Below are 11,524 nucleotides of genomic sequence, written 5' to 3' on the forward strand. Positions count from 1 at the left end.
TCTCGAAGCATCAAGGCCGCAACGCCTCCTAGAAAACGAAACGGCCGGCGTTTCCGCCGGCCGCCTTTGAGATCGTTACTGCGGGGCTCCCCCCTTGCGGGCCCGCATGAAGGATTCGAATTCTTCCCGGTCGCGGGCGCGGCGCAATTCGGCGATATGTTCGGCGAAATCACGCTCGGCTTCGGCGAGCTTGCGACGCTCTTCCTCGAGGCGGGCGAGTTCGCCTTCCCGCCATTCGTCGAAGGCGACGTTGCCGGTCGAGCGCATGAAAGACGGGCCCGCCCAGCCGCCGCTCGCGGCCTCGCGCGACACCTCGCCGAAAGCCTCCTTGACCTTGGCGCCCTGCTCGGCCGCGAAGGAGAACAGGTCGCCCTGATAGCCGAAGCTCTTGCCCCAGAGCTTGAGGAACAGCAGCGCGAGGCCGATCGGCCAGAAGATGAAGAAGCCGAGAACGATGGCCGCGACTTCGAACGGCCTCCAATGCGCGCACCCTCCCTGACGCCCCCAGGGTGAGGCGGACATTCGGGAATGATGATTGCAGCTCATAGTTGGCTCCAGTCTGATGCTCGGCCTTCGGACTTCCGGCGCCGATGTAAATGTTATACACATTCACATCGTTTTTTGCAAGGAGCGGGGCCTTGGCCGCGTTTTGCAACGAGAGGCTCGGCGGGCTCGTCTTTCGCGTCGACAAGACCCGAACCGCCGGCCTCGCGCATATCGGAACGGCCTCGCTGTCCTTCAAGACCCTTCGGATTCGCAGCTCAAAATCCAGGTGCGGTCGCAGAAGGCGACATAGAGGCGCTCCTGCCCGAGCGCGGCGCCGAGCTCGGTTGCGAGCTCGTTCAGCATGGCCTCGATCTCTTCGTCCGGGAGATCGCCGAGATAGGCGTGCACGGCCTCGCCGGTGAAAATCGCGACGGGCTCGCGGTCGGAGCCGACGCCGCCGCCCGCCTTCGGCCAAGCATAGGTGACCTCGGCGCGGGCGAACATGCCGGAAAGGGCCGGCTTGCCCGCTTCAACCCTGGACCGCATCCAGCGCTGCGCGGTGCGCACGGCCTCGGAGACGTCATAGACGCGCCCCTCCGCGTCCCAGCCCTCGCGCAGGCCTACCGTGATCCGGAAATCCCGCCGCGGCCCCTGAGAGCCGTCGACGATGCGATAATCTTTGGCGTCGCTCATCGGGCCAAGGTAAGGCGCCGACCGGGACGGGAGAAGGAAAATTCAAGCGGCCTCGGCGCTCACGTCCCCGTGGCGATTTTGACCACTCCAATTATCATGGCGCCGAGAAACGTCGCTGATAAAGCGCACGCCAGAATCGACACGATCACGCCCTCGACGTCACTTTCGCCCAACATGCCCGCCTCCCTCATTTCCTTAACAAGACATTAAGGGAAGCGCGCCCGTCTCGTGTGTGCGCCAACGCACGCGGCGGGCGTCAAGCGAACAAGCGCCGAGTTCGATTGTTGAAGAGGAGCCATCGCGCCAGATGCGAAAGCGATTGTCGCACAATCGTCTAGTAAGGAAATCAACGCTCTTGCGTCCCCGCGAGCCGGACGTTCAGAAAGAAACCGCCGGGCGCTCGATCATCTTCTATGGAGACTTTTCCTGACCGGGGAGGTATTTACATCAATTGATCTTGCTTGCGCCAGGACGCGTCGCATGGGCCTCGAAATCGTCGTCTGCCAAAATCTCACGCCGACCGTCCTGCGCCTCGCGGGGCGGATAGACAATGAAACGAGCGCGTCGCTCGCCGCGGCGATTGAGGGTACGGAGGGCGCGATCACGCTCGATATGGCTGACTGCGAATATGTCTCCAGCGCGGGACTTCGCGTGCTGCTCATCGCGCATCGCGATCTCGCCCGCAAAGGCTACGCTCTGTCGCTGGCGAATGTCTCGGCTCTGGTCTTTTCCGTATTCGAAGTCACTGGCTTGGATCAGATCCTGCGCCTCCGGAAGACGCCGCGCTCAATTTCACTCGAAGGGGCGGAACTGATTTCCGCCGGCGCATGTGGCGATTGTTATCGCCTCGACTCAGAAACGGTTGTCAAATTGTATCGTGACGGGGTCGATCCCGGCGTTGCGGAGAAAGAAAAGCAATTTGCGAAGGCTGCCTTTCTTCTCGGCATACCGACCGCCCTCTCCTACGACGTCGTCGCTTATGGAGGACGAACCGGCATCGTGTATGAGATGGTCGATGCCGAGCTTTTCAGCGCCATCATCAAAGACGACCCTCTAAACACAGCCAAATACGGGCGGATGCTTTCCGATATTGCGAAAAGCGTGCATTCGATCAAAGGCGATCCCGCGATTTTTCCGCGCATCAAGGACCAGTTTCTGGACTACATCGGGCAGACGAGCGCCTTTCTCGAGGCGTCAGACGTCGATTTTCTGCTTGAGCGTCTTCGCGCTATTCCGGATAGCGAAAATTGTGTTCATTTCGATCTCCATTCGAGCAACGTGATGATCCGAAACAGCGAGCCGATCATCATCGACATGGGGGATTTGTCTATCGGCAGCTATTTGTTCGACTTGGGCCTCATCTACATGATCTACGGGCTTCCCGAACTCGGCTTTTGCGAGTTGGTCACCAAGATGCCCTCGGATCAGGGCTTGCAATTGTGTGATAGTTTCATCTCGTCTTACTTCGCCGACAAGGGCGCTGCGGATTACGCGTTTTTTCAACAGAACCGATATTTCCTGGCGTCATTGCGGGCGATCTACACCATTACCTTCCTGCCCTACATGCGGTCGCGAATGATCGAGGTGGTGCGAGACGCGCTCTTGCCGAAGATGCGCTCCAGTTTGTAAGCCTTCTCAATTGTTCGGCAGAGAGGGTTCGCTTCGAGATCAACTAATCGGGCGGAGCCGCCGGGCGTTCCTTTGGCAGCCGAAGCCTAGGGGTTGAAAAGCGAGCCCGAGTGGCCATCTAGGAAGGGCTTTGGGTGCGGGCTGAGGTCCCCCTGGGGGTCGCCCTGCCGGACGCGTAAAGAGGATAGGCGAAAATGCATGTGACGATCGAACAGGCAGAAAAGGCCATTGAGGCCGCGAGGAAGCGCGCTCTCGAACTCAATACGCAGATGTGCATCGCCATTGTCGATTCCGGCGCTAATCTCAAGGCCTTTTATCGCATGGACGACGCTTGGGTGGGCAGCATAGACATCGCGATGAAGAAAGCGAAAACGGCAGTCTTCTTCGGCATGCCGACCGGTCAGATCGGCAAGCTCTCGCAGCCCGGCGGCCCGCTCTACGCGATCGAACAGTCAAACGACGGGCTTATAACTTTTCCGGGCGGCCTTCCCATCGTGGACGTCGATGGGGTCATGATCGGCGCAATCGGCGTGTCGGGCAGCTCGGTCGAGAATGATCATGCCGTCGCGCAGGCCGGCGGCGGCGCCATCGGCGTTTGCGATCTACCGGAACATCCTTGGCGGACCTGAGATCAACTGCGCTCTCTCACTAAGAGGAAGAGCTCGCTCGACGGCGCGGCGATCAGGCCGCGCCTGTCACCCTATGCCGCCCAGCAAGACGGCGTACAGGGCCATCGATGCGCCGTACAACAAAATGACGAGCGCGTATCCGGCGATGTTCCATCCTGTCGATGCGTCCGGCTTCATCCACCACTCGAGCTTGTTGAACGCCCAAGGCGCGATCCACCAGCCCAGGAGCTGCGTGCTGATGAGATTCCCGATGAACAGACTCAGCCAGGGCGGGGCGTGGCGGGCGTCCAACAAAGGACCTCCGATAAAGTAACCCCAAAGGTAAACGACCGGATACAGCACGAGCAGGACAACCATGTTCTGCTTCATGATCACATGCTTGTCCTCGGGAGCACGATCGTCGGGAGAAAACCAGAAATCAAAACCATAATTGTTTCGACGCACGGTCATGCTGCGCTGAAATTTATCCCCCTTCATGAGAAGAGCGGCCCTTTCGGAAGAGTTGAGCCAATTCTCGAGGTTGGCGTCGCAGTCAAAGGCGACAATTGTAACCCAACTGCTTTGAACGCCTGGCAAGGGTCTTTCAATTTTGTGGCGCAAGAAACCCTTGAACCTGGCTTCGGCCGCCTGGATATCATGTTGCCAGGACAGAAAGACGCCTTCGTCTTCCGGCTCAACGCGGTGTGAAATCATCACGGAAGCCACGCGGGCTTGCCCGCGGCTCGTATCCGAGAGCAGCTGAAGATCTTCCTGACCCACCACATATTGCCGGGCATCGGCAAGAAGGATCGCCCGTTCGCCGCTCTGCAGCCATAAGCGGGCAGATTCGGCGGAAGAAAAATACTCGATTTCGATCCAGTCAACCTGAGTTGGAGGGTTCGGCGCCACCACCTCCTGACGGGTAAAGCCCGGCCAGTTCCGCAACCTCGTGGCGATCCGAGACAACAGCATGGCGTAGGTTTCGCTGTCGGCGTCCGCGATTCGCTGCTGGATCACCAGCGCGACGGGGCCGTCAGTGGGGGAGCATTCCCTTGGCGTCATCGAAATCCTGGTCCGACTAATCCTGACAGCGGAGGCGTTCCGGCGATTTCCCTGCCTAGCCGGAAGATTGTCGGAGAGACGAAATCAATTGCGAACTGTTCTTGGTCTCGCTTGCCCCAATGATCAGAATCCCATGCTCTTCCCAACGTCCTACTCAAAAAGCCGGGAGCGCGTGGTCAAACCCGAAACGCGCCACGACCCCTAGAAAGAACGCGGCGAAAATGGTGAGCGCGGCCGTCCCGACGGAGACGGTGGCGCGAAGACCGGCCGGTTTGAACAAGCTGCTGCTGACGACGGCCATTTTGACCTCTCGGAGAGAAATAAGCATCACCGTAATTGGTGGACGCTCTTATCATTAACCAAGCGCTCGAATCCTGCAACCGGGCCAAGGCCGCCATCTCTTTGAAGCGCGTTGATTGAGCATTGGAACAATTGGATTTTTGTCAGGGTATGTTATCAACAAGAAAAGCGGAGGAATGAAATGCTGCACTGGCTCGACGGAAAAAGGGGCGTCTTTGCATTCGTCGTCGTGTTCATTGGCCTCTCGATAGTAGGCGGCTGGGCGTATCTGTTTGAAACGCTGCCCGGCGGAGTTTGGCACAGGAACCGCATCACGGGCGCGACATGCTATCGGACGGTCCACTGCTGGACCGCCGCGAGCGATCCTTTTGGGAAGGGATTGAAACTTCCGGCGGAGCCCTTCGGCAAATTGAGCGAATAGGCCTTTCCGCGGACTATTGCGCTCCTACGCGACGATCGACGTCGCGAACGATTCGGGAATGTGAATAAGAGTCTGCGCATTGGAGCGGCCATGCCCCATCCCCCGGAGGGTTACTTCACCCGAGGCGTCGACGCCGATCCCGAACTCGCCGACCTGATCAAGGGCGAGCTTTCGCGTCAGCGCGAGGGAATCGAGCTGATCGCCTCTGAAAACATCGTCTCGCGCCTGGTGCTGGAAGCGCAAGGCTCGGCGCTCACCAACAAGACGGTCGAGGGGGCGCCTTACGCGCGCTATTACGGCGGCGCTCAATTCGCCGACGCCATCGAAAGCCTCGCCGTCGCGCGCGCCAAAAGACTTTTCGGCTGCCGCTTCGCCAATGTGCAGCCGCATTCGGGCTCGAACGCCAACGCCGGCGTGTTTCTTGGCCTCCTCGACCTCGGCGATCCGATCCTCTCCATGAATGTCGCGGCGGGCGGGCATATCAGCCATGGCCATCCCGCGACGCTGACCGGACGCGACTACAAGATTGCCCATTACGGCGTGAACCGCGTCACGGAGACGATCGACCTCGGCGAGGTGCGCGACCTCGCTCGCAAGACGCGCCCGCGGATGATCGTCGCCGGCGGCTCCGCCTATCCGCGGGCGATCGACTTCGCGGGTCTGCGCGCCATTGCGGATGAGGTCGGCGCCTTTCTTCTCGTCGACATGGCGCATTTCGCGGGGCTCGTCGCCACAGGACTCTATCCGCACCCCTTTCCGCACGCCCATGTCGTGACGACGACGACCTACAAATCCCTGCGCGGCGCGCGCGGCGGCCTGGTTTTGTGGAACGACGACGCCTTGTCGAGCCGCATCAACGCCGGGATCTTTCCGGGCGTTCAGGGCTCGGTGATGCTGCACGCCGTCGCCGGCAAGGCGGCCTGCCTCGGCGAGGCGCTGCGCCCCGACTTTCGCGCCTATAACGAAGCCGTGCTCGACAACGCGCGCACGCTTGCCCATGCTTTGGACGCGGCAGGCCTGCGCATCGTCGCCGGCGGCACGGATATGGGGCTGATCCTCGTCGATCTGTCGGCGACCGGCGTCACCGGCGACGTCGCCGCCAAAGCGCTCGAGACGGCCGGTCTCGCGGTCAACAAGAATCTGATCCCCTTCGATCCGCGGCCGCCCGAGGCGCCCTCCGGCCTGCGGCTGTCCAGCAACGCCGGCACGACGCGCGGCTTCGGCCCCGCCGAATTCCGGCAGATCGGCGCGTGGATTGCAGGCGTCGTCGCCGATCCCACAAACCGCTCGCTCATCGCCGCGGCGCGCGACGACGTGCTGGCGCTTTGCCGGGCGTTTCCTATTTACTGACGAGACTTGTCAAACTGCGGCGGTCATGGCTCTCGAACTCTCGGCGCGTATCGTTCAGTCCCTCGAAAGCGTCGGCGCCGCTGCATGGGACGCCTGCGCCAACCCACGGGGCGCGCCCCATAATCCCTTCGTCTCCTACGCCTTCCTCCAGGCGCTCGAACGCTCCGGCTCCGTGGGGCGCAAGACCGGCTGGGCGCCCGTTCACGTGCTGGTCGAGGACGCGACTGGGCGTCTCGTCGCCTGCGCGCCGACCTATCTCAAGTCGCACAGTCTCGGCGAATATGTGTTCGACCAAGGCTGGGCGCAGGCCTATGAGCGCGCGGGCGGGCGCTATTATCCCAAGCTTCAGGTCGCGTCGCCCTTCACGCCCGTCACCGGGCGACGGCTGCTCGTCGCAGACGGCGCGCCCCACGGCGCTTCGGCGGCTTTGATCGGCGCGCTGCGCGGCCTGCGACAGGCCCTGGAAGCGTCGTCGCTGCACATCGCCTTCGCGACGCCGTCAGAGGCCGAGACTCTGCGCGCCGCGGGCTTTACGCTGCGCGCCGGCGAACAATTCCATTTCACCAACGAAGACTATCGCGACTTCGATGATTTTCTCGACGCGCTGGCGAGCCGCAAGCGCAAGGCGATCCGTCGGGAAAGACGCGAGGCGCAAACCGGCCTCGTCATCGAGCGTCTCGCCGGCGCCGAAATAAAGCCCGCGCATTGGGACGCTTTCTTCGCCTTTTACATGGACACCGGCGCGCGTAAATGGGGCCGGCCCTATCTCACACGCGCATTCTTCGACATGATCGGCGAGACGATGGCGGAGCGCCTCCTGCTGGTGATGGCGCGCGAAAACGGCGCGCCTATCGCCGGCGCGATCAATTTTCTGGGCGACGACGCCATTTACGGCCGCAACTGGGGCGCGCTCGTCGAGCGACCCTTTCTGCATTTCGAGGTCTGCTATTATCAGGCGATCGAACATGCGATCGCCCATGGCTACAAGCGCGTCGAGGCGGGCGCGCAGGGCGAGCACAAGCTTGCGCGGGGCTATCGTCCGGTTCTCACCTGGTCGGCGCATGACTTCGCCGACAAGGGCTTTGGCGCCGCCATCGCCGACTATTGCCGGCGCGAGCGCCTCGAGGTCGACGCCATGATCGCCGAGCAGGAAGCCGCGCTGCCGTTCCGCAACGACGTGAAAGAGACAAGGGAGAAGACGCCATCATGAGCGAGACGCAACGACCGCCGCTGCCGCCCTTCACGCGCGAAACCGCGATCCAGAAAGTGCGCATGGCCGAGGACGCCTGGAACACGCGCGATCCCGAGCGCGTCTCGCTCGCCTATACGATCGACAGCCGTTGGCGCAATCGCGCCGAGTTTCCGGTCGGGCGCGGGCAAATCGTCGAATTTCTGACGCGCAAATGGGCGCGCGAGCTCGATTATCGCCTCATCAAGGAACTGTGGGCCTGCGCCGACAATCGCATCGCCGTGCGCTTCGCCTACGAATGGCGCGACGATTCGGGCAACTGGTTTCGCTCGCATGGCAACGAGAATTGGGAGTTCGACGAAAACGGTCTGATGCGCCTGCGCTTCGCGAGCATCAACGACCAGCCGATCAGCGAAGCCGAGCGCAAATATCGCTGGCCGCTCGGCCCGCGTCCCAAGGACCATCCCGGCCTCTCCGACCTCGGCCTGTGATTTGACGGGCGAGCGCCCGCGCGCGAAGATGCCGGGAACGATCGGAGACGCTCATGTCCCTCGCCGCGCCGCTTGCCGTTGGAATCGCTGTCGCCGCAATCTGTGGCCTCGGCGGCTGCGTCGTCGCGCATCGACTGCTGCCTCGCTTCAGCGGATCGAAGGCGCATTGCGCGACGCCGGCCGAAGACGCAAAGGGTTTGCGAAGGATCGCTCCCCTTCTGTTCAGCGCGCTCGCTTGCGGCGCCGTCATGGCCGCCGCGCTCTACCTGCTTCCGTCGCCCTGAACCGCGAATCTGCCGTTTAGGGCGCGCTGATGAAGCGCGACCTTTAGAGACGCCTCGTTGTCGCAGGCGCCCTCGGTCGTCTTGCAGCACGGAACAAAGGCGCGTCGCCACGATTTTCATGAGCTTCCTGGAGGAAGCCATGCGGCCGATGTCCTACGCCTCTTTCGCCCTCCTTTGCGCGGTCGCGCTCGCGCGATTTTCCAACCCCGCGCCGCACGCGAAAAGCGCGAGCGACATCGACGCCCTGCTGAAGGAGACGCGCCTCCCGGACGGCTTCGCCATCTCGCTCTATGCGCGGGCGCCGGGCGCGCGAAGCATCGCGGTGGGGCCGCAGGGCAAGGCGATCTTCATCGGCACGGGCGCCGACAACCGCATTTATGTGCTGGCGCCTGGCGTCGACGGCGCGTCCTCCGTCGGCCTCTTCGCGTCGGGCGTCGACTTCGATCGGCCGCACGGCCTCTGCTTCGACGACGCAGGGTCGCTCTATGTCGCCGAGCGCAACCGGATCCTGCGTTTCGCCGACGCCGAGAACAATTGGCGCAAGCCCGAGAAGACGGTCGTCGTCGAAAAAGGCGCGCTCATTCCAAGCGACGAGGAAAGCGACGCGCACACCTCGCGCATGTGCCGCATTGGACCCGACGGCAAGCTCTATGTGTCGCTCGGCCAGCCCTATGACGTTGCGCCGAAAGAAAAGCTGGCGCTCTACGACGAAACCGGCATTGGCGGCGTCGTTCGGATGAACAAGGACGGGTCAGCGCGCGACGTCTTCGCACGCGGCATACGCAATTCCGTCGGCATGGACTTCAACCCCGCCGACGGCGCGCTGTGGTTTACCGATAATCAGTCGAACGAAATGGGCGACGACACGCCGCCCGGCGAGCTCAATCGCGCGCCCGTCGCCGGCCTGCATTTCGGTTTTCCCTGGTATGGCGGCGGCCACGCCCGCACGCCGGAATATGCCGACGAGCCGCCGCCGGATGGCGTCGTCTTTCCGGAAGTCGAAGAGGCGCCGCACGCGGCCGACCTCGGCATGATCTTCTACACGGGCGCGGCTTTTCCCGAGAAATACCGGGGCGGGATCTTCTCCGCCCAGCATGGCTCCGGCGGCCGCGAGCCGCCGCTCGGCGCAAGGCTGATGTTCACGCCCGTTGGGCCCGATGGCAGAGCCGGGCGAAGCGAACCCTTCCTCGAGGGCTGGAACAAGGGCGTCACGCCCTATCTCGCCCGGCCGGTCGACGTGGCGCAGACTCCGGACGGCGCCCTGCTCGTCACCGACGACCAGAACGGCGCCGTCTACCGCATTCGCTACCGCCCGAGCCCCATCGCCCGCAATTGAAACGGCGCCATTGGCGCCGGGCTTGGCGGGAACCATGTTTCGTCTCGGACAGGAGATCGAAACATGCAGATGGCGATCCGTAAGGCGGACGCGCGCGGCGCGGCCCGGCTCGGCTGGCTCGACAGCCGGCACAGCTTTTCTTTCGGCGACTATTACGATCCGGCGCATATGGGCTTCGGGCCCTTGCGGGTGATCAACGAGGATCGCGTCGCGCCGGGCGGCGGCTTTCCGACGCATCCTCATCGCGACATGGAGATCATCTCCTATGTGCTCGAGGGCGCGCTGGAGCATCAGGACAGCACCGGCGGCGGCGGCGTTCTGCGTCCCGGCGAAGCCCAGCGCATGACCGCGGGGACGGGCGTGCGCCACAGCGAATTCAACGCTTCCGACCGCGAGCCGGCGCATTTCCTGCAAATCTGGATTTTGCCGGAGCGCGAAGGCCTCGCCCCCGGTTATGAGCAGAAGGCCTTCCCCGCGGCGGAGCTGCGCGGGCGGTTGCGGCTGATCGCCTCCCGCGACGGCCGCGACGGGGCGCTCACCCTCCATCGCGACGTCGACCTCTATGCGACGCGGCTCGGCGCAGGGGAAAATGTGACGCTGCATTTGGCGCCGGGGCGCGGCGCCTGGGTGCAGGTCGCGCGCGGCGACCTCCTCGTGAATGGCGAGCGGCTCGCCGCCGGCGACGGCGTCGGCGTGACGGAAGCGGATGAACTGCGCCTCGAGGGGGTCAACGAGGCGGAGGCGCTTCTCTTCAACATGCGCATGTGAGACATGAAGGCACACGTTCGCGGCGACGTGGCGCAGGCTTGCGTCGCTGCGCGCGCAACCACGGCAAGGCTTCGGAGAGGCTGTGAAGGCGGACGACGAGCAATCGCTGGTCTTTGGCGAGAACGCGGCGGAATATGCAGCGTTTCGACCGGATTATCCCGAGGCGCTTTTCGCCTGGCTCGCCGAAGCCGTCCCCGCGCGGGGCCTCGCCTGGGATTGCGGCGCCGGCAGCGGCCAGGCGGCGTTGGGGCTCTCGCCCTATTTCGACCGCGTGCTGGCCACCGAGCGCGACCCGCGGCAATTGGCCTTGGCGCCGAAACGGCCCAATATCGACTACCGCCTCGCCGCCGCGGAGGACGACCCTGGCCTCGTTGACGCCGTCGACCTCATCGCCTGCGCCTGCTCGCTGCACTGGTTCGACCTCGCCAAATTCTACCCGCTGGCCCGGCGCGCCCTGAAGCCCGGCGGCGTTCTTGCGGCCTGGACCTATGACTGGCCCTGGACCGGCCGCCCAGCGCTCGACGCCGTGCTGGAACGGCTCAAGACCGACATTCTCGGCGCGTTCTGGGGAGAGACGTCGCATTATTACTTCAGCGGCTACCGCACCCTGCCCTTTCCCTTCCCCGAGCGCGAGAGCCCCGCCTTCACGACGCCGATCGCCGACTCGAAGAAGGGTCTCGTCCGCTTCCTCTCGACCTGGTCGGCCGTGCGCAAATATCGGGAGCGGCTAGGGCGCGACCCGCTCGCCCTTGTGGATAAGGCGCTGGACGCCGCGTGGCGGGCCGATCCGCCGGCCGCGCCGCTCAGGGTTCCGCTGCATTTGCGCTGTGGTTACAGAGACGTTTGAGTTGAAACGATCTTCTCTTGGGTATCGGAGGCTTGGGAAAAGAACGAAAAAAGAACTTGG

14 protein-coding genes are annotated in these 11,524 nt (G+C 63.3%); 10 read left to right on the plus strand and 4 right to left on the minus strand.

The genetic code is table 11. The annotated features are described in order from the left end of the window. Positions 1 to 75: 75 nt before the first annotated feature. On the minus strand, positions 76 to 546 hold the full coding sequence (locus tag RVU70_RS05550) for a DUF2852 domain-containing protein (protein WP_363350083.1): 471 nt from the start codon (positions 544 to 546) through the stop codon (positions 76 to 78). Between the two features lie 192 nt (positions 547 to 738). Then, positions 739 to 1,179 carry a hypothetical protein gene (locus RVU70_RS05555; protein ID WP_363350084.1) on the minus strand — a complete coding sequence of 147 codons (441 nt, stop codon included), beginning with the start codon at positions 1,177 to 1,179 and terminating at the stop codon, positions 739 to 741. Positions 1,180 to 1,659: 480 nt separating this feature from the next. On the opposite strand from RVU70_RS05555, the gene RVU70_RS05560 reads away from it, so the two are divergent. Beyond that, entirely contained in the window at positions 1,660 to 2,808 is a 1,149-nt protein-coding gene (locus tag RVU70_RS05560) for an STAS domain-containing protein (RefSeq protein ID WP_363350085.1), read from the plus strand. Positions 2,809 to 3,002: 194 nt separating this feature from the next. Beyond that, positions 3,003 to 3,437: a heme-binding protein gene (locus RVU70_RS05565; RefSeq protein WP_363350086.1), complete on the plus strand. Its 435-nt coding sequence runs from the start codon at positions 3,003 to 3,005 to the stop codon at positions 3,435 to 3,437. A gap of 66 nt (positions 3,438 to 3,503) precedes the next feature. On the opposite strand, the gene RVU70_RS05570 is transcribed toward RVU70_RS05565, so the two are convergent. Both RVU70_RS05570 and RVU70_RS05575 read right to left on the minus strand, forming a co-directional pair. Further along, positions 3,504 to 4,478, minus strand: a complete 975-nt coding sequence (locus RVU70_RS05570; protein WP_363350087.1) for an antibiotic biosynthesis monooxygenase — start codon at positions 4,476 to 4,478, stop codon at positions 3,504 to 3,506. Positions 4,479 to 4,632: 154 nt separating this feature from the next. Continuing rightward, positions 4,633 to 4,779 carry a hypothetical protein gene (locus tag RVU70_RS05575; protein ID WP_363350088.1) on the minus strand — a complete coding sequence of 49 codons (147 nt, stop codon included), beginning with the start codon at positions 4,777 to 4,779 and terminating at the stop codon, positions 4,633 to 4,635. A 180-nt stretch (positions 4,780 to 4,959) separates the two neighbouring features. Here RVU70_RS05575 and RVU70_RS05580 point away from each other — a divergent pair, with 180 nt between their 5' ends. The 8 genes from RVU70_RS05580 (at position 4,960) to RVU70_RS05615 (ending at position 11,464) form a co-directional block, all read left to right on the plus strand. Further along, entirely contained in the window at positions 4,960 to 5,199 is a 240-nt protein-coding gene (locus RVU70_RS05580) for a hypothetical protein (protein ID WP_363350089.1), read from the plus strand. A 90-nt stretch (positions 5,200 to 5,289) separates the two neighbouring features. Beyond that, positions 5,290 to 6,549 carry a serine hydroxymethyltransferase gene (gene glyA / locus RVU70_RS05585; RefSeq protein WP_363350090.1) on the plus strand — a complete coding sequence of 420 codons (1,260 nt, stop codon included), beginning with the start codon at positions 5,290 to 5,292 and terminating at the stop codon, positions 6,547 to 6,549. Positions 6,550 to 6,574: 25 nt separating this feature from the next. After that, positions 6,575 to 7,759, plus strand: coding sequence for a GNAT family N-acetyltransferase (locus RVU70_RS05590; protein ID WP_363350091.1), 1,185 nt, complete (start codon positions 6,575 to 6,577; stop codon positions 7,757 to 7,759). Then, a complete protein-coding gene (locus tag RVU70_RS05595) occupies positions 7,756 to 8,229 on the plus strand; it encodes a nuclear transport factor 2 family protein (RefSeq protein ID WP_363350092.1) in 474 nt (157 codons plus the stop codon). Before RVU70_RS05590 ends, RVU70_RS05595 begins: the two co-directional genes overlap by 4 nt. Before the next feature lie 53 nt (positions 8,230 to 8,282). Next, entirely contained in the window at positions 8,283 to 8,513 is a 231-nt protein-coding gene (locus RVU70_RS05600; RefSeq protein ID WP_363350093.1) for a hypothetical protein, read from the plus strand. Between the two features lie 139 nt (positions 8,514 to 8,652). Continuing rightward, on the plus strand, positions 8,653 to 9,849 hold the full coding sequence (locus RVU70_RS05605) for a PQQ-dependent sugar dehydrogenase (protein WP_363350094.1): 1,197 nt from the start codon (positions 8,653 to 8,655) through the stop codon (positions 9,847 to 9,849). 63 nt (positions 9,850 to 9,912) lie between these two features. Further along, complete coding sequence (locus RVU70_RS05610; RefSeq protein ID WP_363350095.1) at positions 9,913 to 10,617, plus strand: pirin family protein; 705 nt, start codon at positions 9,913 to 9,915, stop codon at positions 10,615 to 10,617. Between the two features lie 82 nt (positions 10,618 to 10,699). Further along, entirely contained in the window at positions 10,700 to 11,464 is a 765-nt protein-coding gene (locus tag RVU70_RS05615) for a class I SAM-dependent methyltransferase (RefSeq protein ID WP_363350096.1), read from the plus strand. Positions 11,465 to 11,524 lie beyond the last annotated feature (60 nt).

The sequence above is a fragment of the Methylocystis echinoides genome (assembly GCF_040687965.1).
In the GTDB taxonomy this organism is placed as follows: Bacteria; Pseudomonadota; Alphaproteobacteria; order Rhizobiales; family Beijerinckiaceae; genus Methylocystis; species Methylocystis echinoides_A.

Coding starts and splice junctions, on each gene's coding strand:
- RVU70_RS05550 (WP_363350083.1), bottom strand. CDS start 546: ATGAGCTGCAATCATCATTCCCGAATGTCCGCCTCACCCTGGGGGCGT.
- RVU70_RS05555 (WP_363350084.1), bottom strand. CDS start 1,179: ATGAGCGACGCCAAAGATTATCGCATCGTCGACGGCTCTCAGGGGCCG.
- RVU70_RS05560 (WP_363350085.1), top strand. CDS start 1,660: ATGGGCCTCGAAATCGTCGTCTGCCAAAATCTCACGCCGACCGTCCTG.
- RVU70_RS05565 (WP_363350086.1), top strand. CDS start 3,003: ATGCATGTGACGATCGAACAGGCAGAAAAGGCCATTGAGGCCGCGAGG.
- RVU70_RS05570 (WP_363350087.1), bottom strand. CDS start 4,478: ATGACGCCAAGGGAATGCTCCCCCACTGACGGCCCCGTCGCGCTGGTG.
- RVU70_RS05575 (WP_363350088.1), bottom strand. CDS start 4,779: ATGGCCGTCGTCAGCAGCAGCTTGTTCAAACCGGCCGGTCTTCGCGCC.
- RVU70_RS05580 (WP_363350089.1), top strand. CDS start 4,960: ATGCTGCACTGGCTCGACGGAAAAAGGGGCGTCTTTGCATTCGTCGTC.
- glyA (WP_363350090.1), top strand. CDS start 5,290: ATGCCCCATCCCCCGGAGGGTTACTTCACCCGAGGCGTCGACGCCGAT.
- RVU70_RS05590 (WP_363350091.1), top strand. CDS start 6,575: ATGGCTCTCGAACTCTCGGCGCGTATCGTTCAGTCCCTCGAAAGCGTC.
- RVU70_RS05595 (WP_363350092.1), top strand. CDS start 7,756: ATGAGCGAGACGCAACGACCGCCGCTGCCGCCCTTCACGCGCGAAACC.
- RVU70_RS05600 (WP_363350093.1), top strand. CDS start 8,283: ATGTCCCTCGCCGCGCCGCTTGCCGTTGGAATCGCTGTCGCCGCAATC.
- RVU70_RS05605 (WP_363350094.1), top strand. CDS start 8,653: ATGCGGCCGATGTCCTACGCCTCTTTCGCCCTCCTTTGCGCGGTCGCG.
- RVU70_RS05610 (WP_363350095.1), top strand. CDS start 9,913: ATGCAGATGGCGATCCGTAAGGCGGACGCGCGCGGCGCGGCCCGGCTC.